The organism is Chitinophaga dinghuensis (genome assembly GCF_003259435.1).
GTDB lineage: Bacteria > Bacteroidota > Bacteroidia > Chitinophagales > Chitinophagaceae > Chitinophaga > Chitinophaga dinghuensis.
In genome coordinates, this window is sequence record NZ_QLMA01000009.1 from 24113 (window position 1) to 44371 (window position 20259).

Below are 20259 nucleotides of genomic sequence, written 5' to 3' on the forward strand. Positions count from 1 at the left end.
TTAGCGCTTTAAAGGGTAAATTTTGTCAGCGGGCATTCTATTAATAATTATTTATATTTGCGCTTCCTAAAAATTTGAACATGCAGTACAGAGAAATTGTTGCAGTAACCGGATTGGGCGGTTTGTTTCAGTTAGTAGCCAGCAAACAAGATGGCGCCATCGTTAGGTCACTGGAAGATAAAAGCACTAGGTTTGTGTCTTCCCGCGTGCATAATTTTACTCCACTGGAAAGTATTGAAGTTTTTACCACCGGCGAAAACGTAAACCTGGCAGAAGTTTTCAAAGCCATGGATGAAAAAGCTGCAGCCTTCCCTCCACTGGATGGAAAAGCTGATAACAATACTATTAAAGCCTATTTCAAGAGTGTATACCCTGAATTCGACGAAGAAAGAGTATACGTGAGCGATATGAAGAAAATGGTTAAATGGTTTGGCATTCTCAAATCAAATGACCTGTTGAAATTTGAGGAAATACTGGCTCAGGAAAATGGAGAAGATGAAGCTGCGGAAGAAGTAGCTGCTGCTCCTGCTCCGGAGAAAAAGAAAAAAGCTGCTGAAGCTCCAGCTGCTGAAACTGAAGCAGAAGAAAAACCTAAAAAGCCTCGCGCTAAAAAAGCGGCGAAAGCAGAAGGTGAAGAAGATGCTGAGGAAAAACCAAAGAAAGCTACCAAAGCTAAAAAAGAAGAAGCTGCTGAAGGTGAAGAGCCTAAAAAAGCCGCTAAACCTCGCAAAAAGAAAACCGAAGAGTAATCTCCGGGATTTTAACATAACAATTATTCCAGGCCGCCTTCGGGAAGCCTGGAATTTTTTATTTTAGTAAGATGAAGAACTTAAGCGCAGATATAAAGAAACTCCCCCGCCACTTTCTCCCGGAGGATTTCCAGGTAACTACCTGGGATACATTGCAGCCCTATTATGAAGCACTGCAACAAAGACCCATTAATAATGTAAAAGAACTGGAGAAATGGCTCCAGGATATCAGTGAGCTGGAAGCTGTGATCAGCGAAGATGCCTGCTGGCGCCAGATCCGCATGACCTGCGATACTACAGACAAATCCCTCGAAGAAGCATTTGCCTATTTTTGCATGGAAATTCAACCCAAACTGCAACCATACGCCGATGCGCTCAACAGGAAATTCCTGGAAAATCCATACGTAAAAGAACTGGACCAGGAGCTGTACAAAACGTATATCCGTAACGTTGATAAACAAATTAAACTCTTCCGTGAAGAGAATATCCCGCTCCAGGCAGAGCTGAGCGTGATGGCACAACAGTATGGCGCCATCTCCGGCAAACAAACCATCACTGTTAACGGTCAGGAATACACGCTGCAACAAGCCGCTAAATTCCTCCTTAGCAGCGATCGCGCCCTGAGAGAAGAAGTGTATACGCATACCGGTAAACGCCGACTGGAAGACCGCGAAGCCCTCGATAAACTCTACTCCGAACTCATCGCAAAACGTCACCAGGTTGCCACCAACGCCGGTTTCGAGAATTACCGCGATTATAAATTCGAAGAATTAGGCAGATTCGATTACACTAAAGAAGACTGCTTCCAGTTCCATGAAGCAGTGAAAACGCATATCGTTCCACTGGTAAAGAATATCCTGGAAAAACAACGTCAGAAACTGGAGTTGGATAATCTCCGCCCCTGGGATACTGACGCAGAACCTGCTGGTATAAAACCACTGGAACCCTTCCACACCGGAGAGGAACTGGTGGATAAAGCCATCAAGACTTTCGACGAGCTGGGCCCATTCTTCGGCAACTGTCTGCGCGTGATGAAACAAATGCAACGCCTGGATCTGGAAAGCCGCAAAGGGAAAGCGCCCGGAGGTTATAACTGTCCACTCGCAGAAACCGGTGTGCCTTTCATCTTTATGAACGCTGCCGGCCAAATGAGAGACCTGACGACGATGGTACATGAAGGCGGCCATGCAGTACATTCCTTCCTCAGCCATAACCTCACATTGAGCGCCTTTAAGGAGTATCCGATGGAGATTGCAGAAGTAGCCAGTATGAGTATGGAACTCTTCACCATGGATCATTGGCATATCTTCTTCGATAACGAAGATGAACTGCGTCGGGCAAAACAGCAACAACTGGAAAGATCTATCACTATCTTCCCTTGGATTGCTACTATTGATAAATTCCAACACTGGATCTACGAACATCCACAGCATACCGCAGAACAACGTACTGCCAAATGGAATGAAATCCAGGAAGAGTTCTCCCCTGCCGTGGTGAATTGGTCCGGCCTGGAGGAGTTCCGTGCAACGGCCTGGCAACGTCAATTGCACCTCTTTGAAGTACCATTCTATTACATCGAGTATGGTATCGCTCAATTAGGCGCTATTGGTATGTGGAAACAATACAAAGAGAACCCACAGCAGGCACTCGATAATTACGTACAGGCGTTGAGTTTAGGAAATACCAAAACCTTACCAGAGCTGTATAAAGCGGCGGGATTAAAATTCGATTTCTCCCCTGCATATGTGAAAGAGTTGGCCGACTTTGTGAAAGTAGAAATGGATAAGATCGGATAATAGGATTAATAAATATAGTCTTTGCTGCGCTGCAGCTCATGCTGCTTTGCGGGCAAAAAAATAAGAAATGCGCCATGGGCGCATTTCTTATTAAATATCATTGCTAAAGGTAACGCAGTTTATTTACAGGATTTACAAACCCCACTCACCACCACTTCTACATTATTGGCTGCAAATCCTTTAGGCAGCTGTATCTCAGGAATGTTGGTCTCATCCAGGCAGATGGTATGACCACAGGCTTCACATTTGAAATGTACGTGATGATCATGATGGTGATGTTCCGTACATTCTGATTTACATACGGCATATCTTACCGAAGTATCTGTGGTTGGAATTTTATGGATGATGCCTTTATCCAGGAATGTTTGCAGGGTACGATAAACGGTAACCCTATCAAACGATTTGCCTGCCAGCTTTTCAAAATCACTATGCTCAAGGGCGCCATTACTCTTCATGAACAGTTCCAGGATTTTAGTTCTTGTCTCTGTCACGCTCAGTTTGCTGTCTTTCAGTAAGGCTGCGATCCGTTCTGTTATTTGTTGCTTGTTGCCCATGATATAAAATCTTTATTCTTGCATTAATCGGTCAATGTCTGCAATGAGCTTGTAAACATCTTTCTCTTTGGTGCCTTCATACAGACCTCTGATTTGCCCTTGTTTGTCTACCAGTGCAAACCATTGGGTGTGTACAAAGTCCTCGTCGCCACCAGGAGTACCATCGTCTACCAGATATCCCTGACGTGCCAAACGATACAGGTCCTTCTTATTTCCTGTCAAAAACCACCAGTTCTTTTCATCTGCACCGTGTTTGGCAGCATATGCTTTCAATACGGGAACGCTGTCATGCTCCGGATCTACGGTATGCGACAGGATCAGGAAATTCGGATTGTCCTTGTATTTCGCATACACCTTTTCCATATTGGCATTCATTTTAGGGCATATACCTGTACAAGTAGTAAAAAAATACTCCGATACATATATTTTTCCTTTAACATCATCTTGGGTTCTCGTCTTCCCGGTTTGGTCCGTGAAAGAAAATCCCGGAACAGTATGCCCAGGGGCGCCCAAAATCGGCAGTTTTTCCACTCCTAAAAATGTTCCTCTCTCTCCTTTGATCACATATCCGGCATATCCTAGAAATGCCGCACTCAATACCACAAAGAATATTATAAGTCCTTTTGTTTTACCTGACATAGCCGTTACTTCTAAAGTTTAGTTCAATATACAAAGGTAGCACATAGTTGAGAGATGCCCAGCAACTCTTACCCCAGACCCCCCTTTTTAACAAAATCTGAAAAAAATCTTTTTAAATTTTGCAACATTGTTGCAAAATTACATAGTTTTGTCGAGCTGAAAAATTAAGATATGCTGGAACGATTGATATCCAGGCTCAACCTGGATGCGCTGGGCATAGGAGCTTCGCTGCTGTGTGCGGTACATTGTGCCCTCCTGCCGCTGCTGATTACCGTTATTCCTCTTTTTGGAACCAGTTTCACGGGCCATGGCCTGGGAGAATATATACTGTTGGGAACTTCGTTTGTGATTGGATGTATAGCCCTGGGCAGAGGGTACTATTATCGTCACCGGCGATTAATACCATTGCTATTGTTCTCACTGGGCTTTGTGATCCTGGTGGCAGGACATTTTATTCCCGCTATGCACGATTGGGAGCTGCTGATCATCGCCATAGGCGCGGTGGCGATTATTATTGCGCACTGGTTGAATATCCGCCATTGCAGGAATTGTGCTGTCCATAAACCTGCCGATACCGCCAACTAAAAAATCTTACATATGAAAAAGTTACCAGTAACGGTGCTGAGTGGATTTCTCGGCGCAGGGAAAACTACTGTCCTAAATCACGTGCTGCATAACCGCGAAAACATGCGCGTAGCGGTCATCGTCAATGATATGAGCGAAGTAAATATTGATGCGCAGCTGGTGAAGAATGAACAGGTACTCCATAAGACAGAAGAGAAATTAGTGGAGCTCTCCAACGGCTGCATTTGTTGTACTCTCCGCGAAGACCTGCTCAAAGAAGTAGAAAAGCTCGCTGCGGAAAACAAATTCGATTATTTACTCATCGAATCCACCGGAATCTCTGAACCCATTCCGGTAGCGCAAACATTCTGTTACCAGGATGAGGCCAATGGTATTGATCTGAGTGCGGTAAGCCAATTGGATACCATGGTAACAGTAGTAGATGCCCTGCATTTCCTGAAAGATTATAATAGCGCTGAATTATTGCTGGACAAAGATTTGACAACGGAAGACGACAGACGCACTATCGTCAATTTGCTCACTGATCAGGTGGAATTTGCAGATGTCATCCTGGTGAATAAATGCGATCTCGTGGATGAAATACAGTTAGGACTCCTGAAATCTATTCTCCGGAAACTAAACAGTAACGCAAAAATTGTAGAGATATCATTCGGAAAAGTACCATTACATGAAATACTGCATACCGGCCGTTTTGATTTCGAAACAACTTCCCAAAGTGCAGGCTGGCAGGCGGAACTGGAAACTGACCATGTGCCTGAGACAGCAGAATACGGCATCTCTTCCTTTGTGTTTCGCAGCCGTCTCCCCTTTCACCCGGAACGCTTCTGGACATATATCAATGAAGAATGGCCCGGCAACATCATTCGGAGCAAAGGACTCTTCTGGCTCGCCTCCCGTCCAGAAGTAGCAGTAAACTGGAGCCAGGCCGGGGGCTCAGTTCGAGCGGAAAAAGCAGGCTACTGGTGGTGCGCTATTCCCAGACAACGCTGGCAATTAGATCCCGAAACAATGGATATGATCCAAACACGTTGGGATGAACGCTTCGCTGATCGATATAATGAATTGGTCATTATTGGACAATTTTTAGACGAGGAGAAAATTGCTATGGCGCTGAATGACTGTCTCTGTAATGAGCGGGAAGTCAAGCTGTACCTGCAAGGAGCAGCTTTTAAAGACCCTTTTTTGTTCGATTGATTTAGGCTAGTCTAAAAAATAATTAAAGCAAATTTAAATTGTGTGATATAGTTTTGTGAAAAATTAGCTTCGGAAGTCTAAACATTTGTTACTATCCAAAACCCTGTTCTAAACAAGATAATATGATCTGAAGATGAAAAGATTTTTTACTGTTCTGTACTTACAATGCATGGCTTTAATCGCCTTTGGTCAATCTACGTTAAAAGGAAGAGTGACCGCAGATGGCAAGCCTTTACAATTCGCTACAGTGGCTATTCCTGCACTACATGCCGGTACGCTGACGGATGCCTCCGGAAGTTTTTCCCTGGTAGTAAAACCAGGTACGCATGATATAGTCATTTCTATGATGGGCTACCAGAGCCGCTCTATAAGGCATACCATCAAAGAGAATGTACATACATTGGGAGAAATTACCCTGGAAGAAGACCTCTCTAAGTTGAATGAAGTAGTGGTGACTGGAGTTTCCAGGAACACGGTTGTGCGTCGAAATCCAGTGCCCATCGCTGTTTTAGGCCGAAAGGAAATGAATATGCAGGTAAGTAGTAACCTGGTGGATGCTATCGTGAAAGGCGTTCCGGGGATCAGTGCCGTTACTACCGGCCCTAATATCTCCAAGCCTTTTATTCGTGGCCTTGGCTATAACCGTGTACTCACCTTATTCGACGGCCTTCGCCAGGAGGGCCAGCAATGGGGCGATGAACACGGAATCGAAATAGACCAGTACGGCGTTTCCCGTGCGGAAGTGGTAAAAGGTCCTGCAAGTCTCACCTATGGCTCCGATGCGCTCGCTGGCGTAATCAATATCATCCCTGAAATACCTAACGGTCCTCAAGGTAAGCTGAAAGGAAACTTCCTCACAGATTATCAAACCAACAACGGATTAATTGGCAGCTCTCTCGGCCTAAGTCTCGTTCAAAACGACTGGAAATACACGCTGCGCGGCTCTATACGTACTGCGCATAATTATCGCAATCCGGTAGACGGTTATGTATATGGCACTGCATTCCGGGAATACAATCTATCCGGACTGGCACATGTAGATAAAAAATGGGGATACTCCCAGTTCGGGGCTACCTTATATGATAACACCCAGGAAATTCCTGATGGTAGCCGCGATTCCCTCACACGGAAATTTACCCGCCAGGTGAAAGAAGGCGATGAAGATGATATACGTGACCGGCCTATCGTACCCGAGTCTGCCCTAAAAACGTATACGATTAATCCGCTGCATCAGCATATCCAGCATTACAGGTTGTATAACAGAAGTATGCTGCATCTGGGAGGCGGCGAACTGACCGGTACTATTGGCTTTCAGCAAAGTATAAGAAGAGAATATAACCATCCTGTTTATCCCTCACAGCCAGGCCTATACGTAGTTTTGAATACGTTAAACTATGACCTGCGCTATAATCTGCCTACCCTAGGAGGTGTAGAAACGGCGGTTGGGGTGAATGGAATGTACCAGCAGAATAAAAGCCAGGATGCTACTGCTTTCCCTATTCCTGATTACCAACTGTTTGATATCGGCGGATTCTTTTTCGCCAGGAAGTCATTCGGAAAACTGGATGTATCTGGGGGACTGCGCTATGATCACCGGCACATTCGCTGGAATGATTTCTATGTGGCCACAGATCCTCATACCGGGATGGATTATCATGCACAAGATACAACTGGCGCAAGTCTCCAGTTTCCGGCTTTCCGTCATAATTATACAGGCGTTTCCGGTAGCTTGGGCCTGACCTATAATATTAGTGAACGGGTGCTGTTGAAAGGGAATATCGCCAGGGGATATCGTGCCCCGAATATTACGGAAATCGGCTCCAATGGCCTGGACCCTGGCGCGCACATCGTTTACCTGGGGAACAGAAATTTCAAACCTGAATTCAGTTTGCAGGAAGACATCGGTTTCCTGGCTTACCTGCCTGATATGGATATCAGTGTGGAATTATTCAACAATAACATACAGAACTATATCTATCAGGCAAGGCTATACGATGAGAACGGAAATCCTGTGGTAATTGTCCCGGGGAATGTTACATATAGTTATCAACAGTCCAGGGCGCGACTGTACGGCGCGGAGGTGTCGCTGAATCTTCATCCCCGCAGATGGTCCTGGTTTAACTGGAATAACAGTATCGCCTATACGGAGGGATTGAATAAGAATAAAGCGTTGACAGATCTCCATGGGGAGACAGCCCGTTATCTGCCTTTCATACCGCCCATGCATATACGATCTGATATCAAACTGAGCGCAGCCAAAACCTGGAAATGTTTCAGTAAGGCCTTTGTACGCGGTGGCGTAGATGTATTTGCGGCGCAGTCGCACTTCTATGGAGTGGATGATACCGAAACATATACAGCAGGTTACACATTAGTGAATGTGGGGGCTGGTACTACCATTGTAAATCGCAAGGCCAAACCGCTGTTTGAGCTGTTGGTGCAGGCGGATAATCTGTTCGACAAGGCATATCAGGCCAGTATGAACCGATTAAAATACTTTGAATATTACAGTGCCTCCCCTAATGGACGATTGGGAATATATAATATGGGAAGGAATGTGAGTATGAAAGTGATCGTCCCTTTTTAATCAGAGTTTGAGCCCTATTTTAATACCCAGCTGTATGCTTGGGAGTACGCTAACTAGTCGGCCATCATTTTCTAGGACGGTGTTATTATCTCCTTGATGATAGGTAGTATATTGGTAAACTTTTCCGCGTATTCCCAGGCCTACGAAGGGGTCCAGGATAACTTTATCCTTACGGAACTGTCGGCCTAAAAGTATTTGAAACCCATAGACATCTTTTGTGCCGGAGTTGGTGTAGTTAACGTTATTGAAGGTGACTTCTTCATTAGGGTAGAATACTTTTTTAAAGAAGAGCACTGGTTCGAAATAAGTTCCGGCAGCTCTGGTGTCCATATCTCTTCCAAATAAATAGAGGCGGAGTCCTGCTCTGAATCCGAGGCCTCTTCCATCTACAAACTGTTCAGTGCTGATATCTGGTTTTTTCTGGCCGAAGTCTATTTTCTTGGCCAGTACATAATCGGGGTAGTCTGTATAGATGCCGCTGATACCTAGTTCAATGCTGATTTTATCAGAGAGTTCCTGCTCCAGATACACATCCAGCTCATTGATGAGCGTAGCTGGGTTTACCTTAATATAGGTATTCTTATGAAAAGGTTTCTGATCCTGGGCATAGGTAACAGCCATGCATGCCAAAAGCAGCCAGGAAATGAGCAGGGTTTTTTTCATACAGTTGAAGGGTTAGAAGGAAGTGTTTCGCTTCCTTTATTTTTTCAATAATCGTTCCACAATTACCGGGAACCATTGGTGTTCCAGCACCTGTACTTTCTTTGCCAACGTCTCAGGGGTATCGTCCGGAGTGATCTGGCAGCGTTCCTGGAGGATTGGTGCGCCGTCATCATATTTCTCGTTCACGAAGTGGATGGTGATACCGCTTTCCGTTTCTTTGGCTGCGATTACCGCCTCATGTACAAAGTGACCGTACATACCTTTCCCGCCATATTTAGGCAGCAGGGCCGGATGGATGTTGATAATTTTATCCGGGAATGCCTGTACGAGATTGGCGGGTATTTTCCAGAGGAAGCCTGCCAGCACGATCAGGTCAATATTTTTCTCTTTGAGCAGCTTTACGTAGGCATCGCCACGAAAGAACTCTTCTTTATCGATCAAAACAGAGGGGATTCCTTCATTCTCCGCGATCTGGAGCACACCGGCGCCAGGTTTATTACAAACGATCAGGGTTACTTTCCCATCTGTAGAGTTACGCAGGTGGTCTATAATTTTCTGAGCGTTACTTCCTGCGCCTGAAGCGAATATGGCGATATTTTTCAATGTCTGCTGTATTTGAAATCAGGTGCAAAAGTACTGCATGCTATTTAATAAACTCGCCGCAACCGGAATATGTTTTATCGCCTACCTGTAGTTGTACGGTATTGGGGCGCATATATCCGCTCATATCATCGGCGCAGGTGGTGCTGCGAATGGTGACGGTGATATCTTTTGTTTTATAGACTTTAAGCGTATCCAGGTTAGTAGAGGGGCTAGGGAGACTCGTGCTAATGCTGTCGCCGGCTGCCAGTTTAAACAGGATTTTCTTTTTATCGATGTCGAGTGTCCAGGAAGGTTCATTGCCTGAAGCAAAGAAATTGATACCGGAGGTTTTTTTGCTGGCGAGGAGTATTCGTCTGTCGCCTCCTTCTACTGGTTTCAGTTCATAGTTAGATGCGAGGACGCCTTCAATGCGTTTACCTGCTCTGTCGAGTAACACGAGTTTCCCTTCTGCTGCGAGGAAGGAGGAACTGTCATTTTTTCTTTCGAGCATGACAATTGAGTCGTTTACCGCCCTCCAGGTGCCTGTTTCAACGGAGGCGATGTTATTTCCTCTTCCTTGATAAGAGACGAGGTCCTGGTAAGTGTGATCATCATATAGAGAGATCTGGTAATCTTTCCCTGGGCAGTCGGCGCATGGCAAGGTACCTTGGTAGGTGCCGGTGATATGCGTAACAGACCCGGAAGGGGTATTATGCGTCTGTATAGAATCTAGTGTCTGATGGGCGGAATGGTTATTACAGGCTGCCAGGCCAGTCAGGAGGGCGAAGAACAGTACGTTTCTGAGCATGGGTAGAATTTTAAGGATGTTACTGAACATTATGAACAGATGGCAGGTTATTAAAAGTAAATTTACGGTACCTGACCGAAAAATCGACTGCGTAGCATATATATAATATAAGGTAGTCGGTTAGGATATAGGACCTTGCTATACGAATCCAATCTACATATAATATAGTTATAACAGCCTGAAACCTCACACCATATTATATATGAGAGAGAGACGGTTTAGAAAGATGAATCCCCTTAATATTTGATATCATTCGGCACGTTCGGGAGAATGAGGGGAGTAAAACAGCCAGCAGTAAGACTTTAATAAATTGGATAGCTCGGAAAATAGGAAAAAAATGGGATTATTTACGGTAATAAATTTTTTTAATTGTTGGTAAATTGTCAACATTCTGTCTTATTTTTGCTGGCACTTTTAAGAAACTTTAGGTCAAATCTAAACTATATAGGCTGTGTATCGTCGTGTTTCCATTCTTTTGCGCAAGCATTTTGTGAGTGTGCTTATTCTATGCGCTAGTATAGTAATTCCGTTTTCTTCCGTAAAAGCTGCGGATCCAAACGCTGGTAAAGCACTGTTCCAACAGAATTGCGCCTCATGTCACAACGTGTTCAAACGCGTGACTGGCCCTGCACTTCAAGGTGTTGAAGGCAGATGGGCAGATAAGAAATTACTGCACCAATGGATTCGCAACTCGGCGTCAGTACTTGCTTCTGGCGACAAGTATGCGAATCAGCTGTTTGTTGAATACAACAAGACTGCGATGACTGCATTTCCAACTTTAACGGATGCGGATATCGAGAACATCTTGGCGTATATCAATACAGCGAAACCTCCAGTAGTAGAAAAAACACCAAATGGTGAAGGTGGAGGTGGCACAGGAAGCGATAACAGTCTCCTGTTCGGAATTATCACCCTGATCCTGGCAGTTGTAGCCCTGATCCTGATGCAAATCAACTCTAACCTGAACAAGTTAGCAGGTGATAAGCAGGGAGTAGCTACTCCAGAACCAGTTCCTTTCTACAAAAACAAAGCTTACATCGCGCTGGGTATTCTGGTGTTGTTCATGGTAGGTGGTTACTTCACCATTAACGGTGCGGTTAACCTGGGTCGTCAAAAAGACTACATGCCTGAGCAGCCAATCTTCTACAGTCACAAGGTGCATGCTGGTATCAACCAGATCAACTGTTTGTACTGCCACGCTGGTGCTGAGAAATCCAAACATGCGATGATTCCTTCTGAGAACATCTGTATGAACTGCCACAAAGCGATCAAAGAATACGGTGGTCCAGATCTGTTTACCGCAGAAGGTAAAAAAGTTGACGGAACCGCAGAAATCCACAAATTATACGATTACGTAGGCTGGGATCCTGAAGCTGGTAAATATACTAAGCCAGGTCGTCCAATCGAATGGACTAAAATCCACAATCTGCCTGACCACGTTTACTTCAACCACTCCCAACACATAGTGGCTGGTAAACAACAGTGCCAGACCTGCCACGGCGCTATCACTGAAATGGACGAAGTACATCAGTTTGCTGACCTGTCAATGGGTTGGTGTATTAACTGTCACCGTACTACTAAAGTTCAGTTCGCTGAAAACAACTACTACAGCATCTTCGAAAAACTCCACCAGGATATTAAAGATAAGAAGATCGATAGCGTAACCGTTGAAATGGTTGGTGGTACTGAATGTCAAAAATGTCACTACTAGGAAGGATTTAGAGATTTCTTATCTCAAATCAGAAGATTATCAAATTTTATAAACGTAACTCGTTAATATAACATGGAGCAAAAAAAGTATTGGAAAGGCTTGGAGGAGTTGCACAATACCGATGCGCATCAGGAAATTGTGAAGAACGAATTCAGTGAAGAACTGCCGTTTGAGAGTGAAGGCCTGTTGAATGCTAGAACCCCACGCAGGGATTTCCTGAAATACCTGGGGTTCACCACCGCAGCCGCTACTATTGCTGCTAGCTGTGAAACACCGATCAAAAAAGCTATACCTTATGTGAACAAACCAGAAGAAATCACTCCTGGTGTAGCTAACTATTATGCTTCTTCTTACACGATTGATGGTGAATACCTGCCACTGCTGGTGAAAACCCGCGAAGGTCGTCCTATCAAAATCGAAGGAAATACATCTTCTGCTATAACCCAAGGTGCTACTACCGCAAAAGCACAGGGTGCTGTTCTGAGCCTGTATGATACTGCTCGTCTGCGTTTCCCTACTATTGCTGGTAACGAAACTACCTGGGCAGAACTGGATAAACAAGTAACTGCTGCCCTGAGCGGCGCTCCTGTAGTAGTTCTCAGCTCTACCCTGCTGAGCCCTACCACTAAGAAAGTAATCGGTGAGTTCCTGGCGAAATACCCTGGTTCCCGTCACGTAGTTTACGATGCAGTTTCTTACTCCGGTATCCTCGGCGCTAACGAAGCTTCTTACGGTAAAAGAGTAATCCCTAGCTACCACTTCGAAAATGCGAAAACTGTGGTGAGCCTGGGTGCTGATTTCCTGGGAACTTGGTTAAACCCTGCTGAATACGCAAAACAATTCGCAGCTACCCGTAAAATCAATGCTAAGAATCCAGAAATGTCCAAACATTTCGTATTCGAAAGCACTATGAGTCTGACCGGCGCTAACGCGGATGAAAGATATACACACAAACCATCAGAAGCTGGTGCTGTTGCCCTGGCGCTGTTGGCTGCTGTAGGTGGTAGCGTAACCGCTCCTACCCTGGACCCTAAAGTTGCTGAAGGCGTTAAGAAAGCCGCAGCTTCTCTGAAAGCCAATGCTGGTAAAGCACTGGTTGTTTCTGGTTCCAACGACGTAAACGTACAGATCATCGTTAACGCGATCAACAACGCGATCGGCGCTAACGGTTCTACTATCGATCTCGCTAACCCTAGCAACTATCGTCAAGGTAACGATGCTGAAATGGCGAAACTGGTAGCAGACATGAACGCAGGCGCTATCGGCTCCCTGATCGTTTATGGCACTAACCCTGCTTACGACTACGTTGATGCAGCTAAATTCACCGAAGGTCTGAAGAAAGTGAAAACTACCATTTCCTTCAACGACCGCGTAGATGAAACTACTGAACTCTGCAAATTTGCAGCTCCTGATCATCACTTCCTCGAAAGCTGGAATGATGCAGAAGGTAGAACTGGCTACTTCAGCTTCGTTCAGCCTACTATCAGCCCGCTGTTCAAAACCCGTGCTGCACAGGATTCCTTCCTGACCTGGACTGGCAACACCACACCTTGGGTAGATTACCTGAAAGGTGCTTGGGTAGCTAAACTGGGCGGTGCAGAAGCTTGGGATAAAGCCCTGCAAGACGGTATCGTAGAACCAGCTACTGCTCCAGCAATGGGCGGCGCTTCTTTCTCCGGTGATGTAGCAGGTGCTGCCGCTAAAATCAACAGCGCGAAGAAAGGTGGTAAACTGGAACTCGTACTGTACGAAAAAGTGGCTATCGGTAACGGTAGACTGGCGAACAACCCATGGTTACAGGAAATGCCGGACCCAATCACCCGCGCAACCTGGGATAACTACGCTTGTATCTCCAATACACTCGCTAAAACCTTTGCTACTCAGCTGGGCGATGATTACGAAATCAACACTGAGAAGAAAGTTCTGAAAATAAAAGCGAAAGGTAAAGAAGTGGTATTACCACTGCTGATCGTTCCAGGTATCCACCCAGATGTAGTTGCCATCGCTGTAGGTTACGGCCGTAGCGAGAAAACTGGTAAAGCAGCTGGCGGTATCGGTAAAAACGCTTACATCTTCTCCAGCTTCAACGGTACTACTGTTGACTACTTCGCTCCTGAAGTAACAGTAGAAGCTACAGGTGATAAATACCCTGTTGCACTGACCCAGACGCATAACAGCTACGAAGGTCGTCCTATCATCAAGGAAACCACGCTGGAAGAATTCAAACACAATCCACACGAAGTAAACGAAGACAGGAAAGAGCTGGATAAATTCGGAAAAGATTTCCGTAAAGACGCTACCCTGTACGGTAACTATAGCTACCCTGGTATCAAATGGGGTATGTCCATCGACCTGAACACTTGCTTCGGTTGCGGTGCATGTACTATCGCTTGTCAGGCAGAAAACAACGTTTCTGTTGTAGGTAAGGAAGAAGTGGCGAAAGCGCACGAAATGCACTGGATCCGCATCGACCGTTACTTCAGCGGTGATGAAAACAATCCTGAAGTAGTGTTCCAACCAATGCTGTGTCAGCATTGCGACAACGCTCCTTGCGAAAACGTTTGTCCAGTAGGCGCTACCAACCATAGCTCTGAAGGTATTAACCAGATGGCTTACAACCGTTGTATCGGTACCCGTTATTGCGCTAACAACTGTCCTTACAAAGTTCGTCGCCTCAACTGGAGAGACTGGAACGGTGCGGACAGCTTCGAAAATAACCTGTACGATGTTGCAGACATGAACGATAACCTGACCCGCATGGTACTGAACCCAGATGTAGTGGTTCGTAGCCGTGGTGTGATGGAGAAATGTTCTTTCTGCGTACAGAAACTGCAGGATGCTAAACTGACTGCGAAGAAAGCTGGTCGTCCAATGAAAGATGGCGAAGCAAAAACTGCATGTCAGATGGCTTGCGCTGCCGATGCAATCGTATTCGGTAACGTGAACGACAAAGAAAGCGCTATCTACAAGATCCGTAACGAGGAACAGACAGAAAGAATGTACTATGTGCTGGAAGAAACCCACACATTGCCTTCTATCAACTACCTGGCTAAGATCAGAAACAAAGATGCAGCTCCTAAAGCGGAAAAAGAATCTGCTCACAAGGAAGAAGCGCATCACGCGTAAGATCTTAACAGGAAATCGTTAAGAGAAATAGAAAGAAAGTTACAGAATCTGAGATCATAACAAAAGACAAAGGCTAGTAGCTAGAAGCTAGCAGCTAAAAGCTTATAGAATATGCATTTAAAATACGAATCCACACTGAGAGAACCTTTAGTAGACGGGGTTAAGGATTATCACCAGGTAACGGAAGATATCATTAGTCCTATCGAGGCTAAGCCTGGAAAATTGTGGTATGTAGGCTTTTTTATATCACTTGCACTGTTGGGCTTCGGCGCATTTTCAGTGTTTTGGCAGATCTACTTCGGGGTCGGTGTATGGAATCTGAATAAAACCATCGGTTGGGGTTGGGATATCACCAACTTCGTATGGTGGGTAGGTATCGGTCACGCCGGTACCCTGATTTCTGCGATCCTCCTGCTGTTCCGTCAGGGATGGCGTACAGGGGTAAACCGTGCGGCAGAAGCGATGACCATCTTCGCGGTAATGTGCGCCGGCCAGTTCCCAATTATTCACATGGGTCGCGTATGGATGGCATTCTTCATTTTGCCTTACCCTAACACCCGCGGTCCGGTATGGGTTAACTTTAACTCTCCGCTCCTCTGGGACGTATTCGCGATCTCCACTTACTTCACCGTTTCCCTGTTGTTCTGGTACTCTGGTCTTCTGCCAGATTTTGCTACCATCCGCGACAGAGCAAAAACTAAACTGCGTAAGTTATTATATGGTGTAGCTTCTTTCGGTTGGACCGGTTCTACCAAGCACTGGCAACGTCATGAATCACTGTCACTCGTACTGGCTGGTTTATCTACTCCACTGGTACTCTCCGTACACACCATCGTATCTTTTGACTTCGCGACATCTGTAATCCCTGGTTGGCATACTACCATCTTCCCTCCATACTTCGTGGCAGGTGCGATCTTCTCCGGATTCGCGATGGTAAACACCCTGCTGATCATCACCCGTAAAATCCTCAACCTGGAAGAATATATTACCGTTGGTCACATGGAAGCCATGAACAAGGTAATCGTACTGACAGGTTCTGTGGTAGGTTGTGCTTACCTGACTGAGCTCTTCATGGCTTGGTACGGCGCTAACCCATATGAGTTCGATACATTCTTCAAATACCGTGCAGCAGGTCCTCTGGGCTGGTCTTACTGGATCATGATGACATGTAACGTAATCTCTCCGCAGGTATTCTGGTTCCGCAAAATGAGAAGAAGCGTTGCTGTGACATTCTTCATGTCCATCATCGTTAACATCGGTATGTGGTTCGAGCGTTTCGTAATTATCTGTACTTCTCTGTATCGTGACTACCTGCCATCCAGCTGGTCTTACTATCGTCCATCCTGGCCAGAAGTTGGTTTCTACATGGGTACTTTCGGTCTGTTCTTCACTTGCTATTTCCTGTTCGCTAAATACTTCCCGGTAATCGCGGTAGCTGAGATCAAGTCTATCCTGAAAACTTCCGGTGAGAACTTTAAAGAGAAAATGGAAGTGTACGAAGAACAACCAGATGAGAAATTTGCTCACGATGTTGCTCACGCACACTAATTGACGAAACAGAATTAATTAATTGGACTTTGAATTTTTAAATATATGGCTGTTAAAAATTTTGTTGTAGGGTTGTTTGACGATGAGGCAGTGTTGTTCCCAGCGGTAAAGAAAGTACGTACAGCTGGTTACAAGTTACACGATGTGTACACTCCTTTCCCAATTCACGGCCTCGATCATGCGATGGGCCTGAGAGAATCCAGCCTGCACACAGCCGGTTTTATTTACGGTATTACCGGTACTACTACGGCATTATCTTTTATGAGCTGGGTATTCAATGTGGATTGGCCGCTGAATATCGGTGGTAAACCACACTTCCCTTTACCAGCTTTCATTCCTATCACTTTTGAGTTGACAGTTCTCTTCGCAGCGGTAGGTATGGTGATGACTTTCTGCTACCTGTGTCAGTTAATGCCAGGTGTGAAAAAGCACATCTTCCACCCAAGACAAACCGATGATAAGTTTGTTATGGTAATCGAACTGACTGAAAAAACCAATGCAGAAGAAGTGAAAAACTTCCTGAAAGCAAGTGGCGCTCACGATATCGAAGAGCAACAAGCAGAAGCAGGATGGTGGTTCGGTAGATTCGATAAGGATGATGAACCTTATCTCCGTAAGGTTAAACCGGTAAACGCGTAATTAAAAACAGCAAAAATCGACAGTGGCAGATGCGACTGTGCCAACAGGAACATCTGCCAGTTAAATAAATTCTGATGAAAAGGACTTCCAACATATTGATTGTAGCCGCATTGGCAACTGGAGCTTTCCTGACAGCTTGTAACAGAGGGGAAAACAACAGAAAGCCAGGCAGGATTTATATGCCAGACATGTATGAATCCCGTGCGTATGAATTTTACAGTGCTCGTTTGTCAGGTTTGAAACCAGTGGAAGGAACAGTAAAAAGAGGTGAAGTATTACCATACCACCTGAAAGAATCAGATACTGCTCTGGCTAATCTGGTAAAAAATCCGTTGACTATCACAGCAGCAGATCTGCAGGAAGGTGAACGCTTATTCAACATTTACTGCGGTATTTGCCACGGTACTGCTATGGACGGTAACGGCCCACTGTATAAAGGTGGTGACGGTCCTTATCCAGCTGCACCAGCTAATCTGGCAACCGGTCCTAAAGCAGCTTACACTGAAGGTCGTCTCTTCCATGTGATGACTTACGGTTACAACGCAATGGGTAGCTACGCCAGCCAGCTGGACAGAGAACAGCGCTGGAAGATAGCAGCTTATATCAAAAGCAAGAACGCTCCATCCGCTGCACCTGCAGCCGCTGCAGCCGCTCCTGCTAAAGATAGCGCAGCCGCTAAATAAGAATGAGAGTTAAACTGAATTTCAAACAAGTATTTTAAAATACGATAATGAAAGACCAATTTGTAGTTCCAGCAAGATTAAAAAAGACCAGCTTCGTTTTGATGGGCGTGGGCTTGCTGACTTTATTGATCGGATTAATCGCGTTCAAGGATGAGAACGCTACACGTTTCTGGGCAGGCCTGTTGCAAAATAGCAGCTTCTTTTTGCTGATTACATTAGCCAGCACCTTCTTTATTGCTGCTACAACCCTGGCACATGGTGGTTGGCAGATTGCATTCCGTCGTGTTCCTGAAGCGATCTCCATGGCAGTTCCTGCTCTGGCGATTATCCTCTTCGTTGTAGTGATGGCCCTGGTTTTTGGTGGTAAAGAACATATCTACCACTGGGTTAACCTGCACCACGTACACGAAGATCCAATTCTGACCTGGAAAGCGCCTTTCCTGAACAAATCTTTCTTCACCATCGCTACCATCCTGACACTGGGTCTGTGGATATTCTTTACCATCAAAATCCGTAACATGTCTAAGGAAGAAGATGGTTGGGATCTGAAACCTGAAACCGGTAAAAAAATCCTCTGGAGAAATACCGTAGTAGCAGGTGGATTCCTGGTAGTATTTACCCTCAGCGTTGGTTCTACCACTCCATGGCTCTGGCTGATGAGCATCGATGCTCACTGGTTCTCTACCATGTATTCCTGGTATACCTTCGCCAGCACCTGGGTTTCTGGCCTGGCGCTGATCTCTCTGTTCGTGGTTTACCTGAAAAAAAATGGGTACCTCACTTACGTTACTGAAGAACACCTGCATGACCTCGGTAAATTCATGTTTGCATTCAGCATCTTCTGGGCTTACCTCTGGTTCTCTCAATATATGCTGATCTGGTACGCAAACATGCCAGAAGAAACCGCTTACTTCCAACCACGCGTGTGGGGCGAATGGCGTCCAATCTTCTTCCTGAACCTGCTGATCAACTTTATCACTCCGTTGCTGTTCCTGATGAAAAGGGATACAAAACGTAACTATTCCGCTATCGTATTCATTGCCATCGTTATCATCGCAGGTCACTGGCTCGATTTCTGGCAAATGGTTTACCCAGGTACTGTAAAACAATTGCAGTTCCCTTGGTACGAGATGGGCTTAGGCTTAGGTTTTGTTGGGCTGATCATATTCCTGGTTTCCAACCAGCTGACTAAAGCTGCACTGGTTCCAAAAAATCACCCTTACCTGAAAGAGAGTATTATTCACCACACCTAGTCAGGTGCTAATGGAGAACAGATAAAACAAAAGCATTAGATAACTTAATTATTTCATATAGCAATGTCAGGATTTTTAGCAGTCTTAGTTGTTGTTCTCATATTCATAGTCATCTTCCAGATTGCGAAGGCGAGCGAATATGTGTCCATATTGAAGGGAGAAAAGAAAGCGCGCCAGCAAAGTAACCGTATCAATGGTTTTCTGCTGATAGCATTCCTGGTGCTGGGGCTTATAGGAGTTTACTACTGTAACGATTTGCTGAAAGGGAAAATCCTGGGCGAATCTGCCTCTGATCAGGGTGAAGGCGTAGATAAATTAATCTACGTTACCCTCCTCATCACCGGTGTCGTGTTTGTAATTACACAGATTCTTCTCTTCGTATTTGCATTCAAATATCAGGAAAAAGAAGGCCGTGAAGCATTCTACTTCCCACATAGTAATAAACTCGAAGTTATTTGGACAGTTATCCCGGCTATCGCCCTGACTATCCTCGTAGCTTTCGGTCTGAAACACTGGTTCCAGCTGACTTCCGACGCTCCTGCTAATGCAGCGATCGTTGAAATCACCGGTAAACAGTTTAACTGGCTGATCCGTTACCCAGGTAAAGATGGTCAGCTCGGCCGTCGCAGCGTTCATCTGATTGATCCTGCCGCGTCCAATGAGCTGGGTGTTGACTGGAACGATCCGCTGAGTAAAGATGACTTCCAGGCAACTGAAGTTCACCTGGTAGTTGGTAAACCAGTAAAATTTGTAATCGGTTCCCGCGATGTTATTCACGACGTTGGTCTGCCTCAGTTCCGCCTGAAAATGGATGCGGTTCCTGGTATCCCAACCACACTGTGGTTCACTCCTAAATTCACTACTAAACAAATGAAGGAGAAAACCAGCAACCCTGATTTCACTTACGAAATCTCTTGCGATCAGATGTGCGGTTCCGGTCACTACTCCATGAGAGGCGTAATCGTGGTAGAAACACAAGCAGAATATGATGCATGGGTAGCAAAACAACCTACTCAATACAGCCTGGCTCACCCGGCGGATGCGCCTGCTGCAGCTCCTAAGGCTGATAGTGCACAAAAAACTGTGGCTGCCAATATCAAGTAAGCCTTAATTTTGTGAAGAAGAAATTTTTGACGGAGTAC

General features: G+C 45.4%; 17 protein-coding genes. 12 read left to right on the top strand and 5 right to left on the bottom strand.

Translation table 11 applies throughout. The features are described 5' to 3' along the window. Nucleotides 1–80: 80 nt before the first annotated feature. Together CLV59_RS23620 and CLV59_RS23625 are read left to right on the top strand one after the other, a co-directional pair. A complete protein-coding gene (locus tag CLV59_RS23620) occupies nt 81–749 on the top strand; it encodes a DUF5606 family protein (protein WP_111594569.1) in 669 nt (222 codons plus the stop codon). A gap of 71 nt (nt 750–820) precedes the next feature. Then, a complete protein-coding gene (locus CLV59_RS23625) occupies nt 821–2545 on the top strand; it encodes a M3 family oligoendopeptidase (RefSeq protein ID WP_111594570.1) in 1725 nt (574 codons plus the stop codon). A gap of 119 nt (nt 2546–2664) precedes the next feature. Here the strand turns inward: CLV59_RS23625 and CLV59_RS23630 are convergent, their stop codons facing one another. Both CLV59_RS23630 and CLV59_RS23635 read right to left on the bottom strand, forming a co-directional pair. Beyond that, nucleotides 2665–3099: a Fur family transcriptional regulator gene (locus CLV59_RS23630; RefSeq protein WP_111594571.1), complete on the bottom strand. Its 435-nt coding sequence runs from the start codon at nt 3097–3099 to the stop codon at nt 2665–2667. A gap of 12 nt (nt 3100–3111) precedes the next feature. Then, nucleotides 3112–3738, bottom strand: coding sequence for an SCO family protein (locus CLV59_RS23635; RefSeq protein ID WP_111594572.1), 627 nt, complete (start codon nt 3736–3738; stop codon nt 3112–3114). Nucleotides 3739–3909: 171 nt separating this feature from the next. Here CLV59_RS23635 and CLV59_RS23640 point away from each other — a divergent pair, with 171 nt between their 5' ends. From CLV59_RS23640 to CLV59_RS23650, 3 genes are all read left to right on the top strand, one after another. Continuing rightward, nucleotides 3910–4323, top strand: coding sequence for a MerC domain-containing protein (locus CLV59_RS23640; protein WP_111594573.1), 414 nt, complete (start codon nt 3910–3912; stop codon nt 4321–4323). Between the two features lie 12 nt (nt 4324–4335). After that, nucleotides 4336–5517 carry a GTP-binding protein gene (locus CLV59_RS23645; protein ID WP_111594574.1) on the top strand — a complete coding sequence of 394 codons (1182 nt, stop codon included), beginning with the start codon at nt 4336–4338 and terminating at the stop codon, nt 5515–5517. 133 nt (nt 5518–5650) lie between these two features. Next, the gene (locus tag CLV59_RS23650; protein ID WP_111594575.1) at nt 5651–8104 is read left to right on the top strand and encodes a TonB-dependent receptor; all 2454 of its coding nucleotides are present in this window, start codon (nt 5651–5653) and stop codon (nt 8102–8104) included. Here the strand turns inward: CLV59_RS23650 and CLV59_RS23655 are convergent, their stop codons facing one another. The 3 genes from CLV59_RS23655 to CLV59_RS23665 are packed head-to-tail and all read right to left on the bottom strand — an operon-like array spanning nt 8105 to nt 10157. Beyond that, the gene (locus CLV59_RS23655) at nt 8105–8767 is read right to left on the bottom strand and encodes a hypothetical protein (RefSeq protein ID WP_111594576.1); all 663 of its coding nucleotides are present in this window, start codon (nt 8765–8767) and stop codon (nt 8105–8107) included. It lies immediately after the preceding gene. A 36-nt stretch (nt 8768–8803) separates the two neighbouring features. Then, nucleotides 8804–9370 carry a phosphoribosylglycinamide formyltransferase gene (gene purN / locus CLV59_RS23660; RefSeq protein WP_111594577.1) on the bottom strand — a complete coding sequence of 189 codons (567 nt, stop codon included), beginning with the start codon at nt 9368–9370 and terminating at the stop codon, nt 8804–8806. 40 nt (nt 9371–9410) lie between these two features. After that, nucleotides 9411–10157: a copper resistance protein NlpE N-terminal domain-containing protein gene (locus tag CLV59_RS23665; protein ID WP_170137904.1), complete on the bottom strand. Its 747-nt coding sequence runs from the start codon at nt 10155–10157 to the stop codon at nt 9411–9413. A gap of 496 nt (nt 10158–10653) precedes the next feature. On the opposite strand from CLV59_RS23665, the gene CLV59_RS23670 reads away from it, so the two are divergent. The 7 genes from CLV59_RS23670 (at nt 10654) to CLV59_RS23700 (ending at nt 20221) form a co-directional block, all read left to right on the top strand. Next, on the top strand, nt 10654–11868 hold the full coding sequence (locus tag CLV59_RS23670; RefSeq protein ID WP_262511913.1) for a c-type cytochrome: 1215 nt from the start codon (nt 10654–10656) through the stop codon (nt 11866–11868). A 72-nt stretch (nt 11869–11940) separates the two neighbouring features. Next, nucleotides 11941–14994: a TAT-variant-translocated molybdopterin oxidoreductase gene (locus tag CLV59_RS23675; RefSeq protein ID WP_111594579.1), complete on the top strand. Its 3054-nt coding sequence runs from the start codon at nt 11941–11943 to the stop codon at nt 14992–14994. 111 nt (nt 14995–15105) lie between these two features. Further along, nucleotides 15106–16542, top strand: coding sequence for an NrfD/PsrC family molybdoenzyme membrane anchor subunit (gene nrfD / locus CLV59_RS23680; RefSeq protein ID WP_111594580.1), 1437 nt, complete (start codon nt 15106–15108; stop codon nt 16540–16542). A gap of 45 nt (nt 16543–16587) precedes the next feature. After that, nucleotides 16588–17181, top strand: coding sequence for a DUF3341 domain-containing protein (locus CLV59_RS23685; protein WP_111594581.1), 594 nt, complete (start codon nt 16588–16590; stop codon nt 17179–17181). A gap of 74 nt (nt 17182–17255) precedes the next feature. Further along, nucleotides 17256–17864: a c-type cytochrome gene (locus CLV59_RS23690; RefSeq protein WP_111594582.1), complete on the top strand. Its 609-nt coding sequence runs from the start codon at nt 17256–17258 to the stop codon at nt 17862–17864. A 47-nt stretch (nt 17865–17911) separates the two neighbouring features. Next, the gene (locus CLV59_RS23695) at nt 17912–19117 is read left to right on the top strand and encodes a quinol:cytochrome C oxidoreductase (protein ID WP_111594583.1); all 1206 of its coding nucleotides are present in this window, start codon (nt 17912–17914) and stop codon (nt 19115–19117) included. 63 nt (nt 19118–19180) lie between these two features. After that, complete coding sequence (locus CLV59_RS23700) at nt 19181–20221, top strand: cytochrome c oxidase subunit II (RefSeq protein WP_111594584.1); 1041 nt, start codon at nt 19181–19183, stop codon at nt 20219–20221. Nucleotides 20222–20259: the final 38 nt, after the last annotated feature.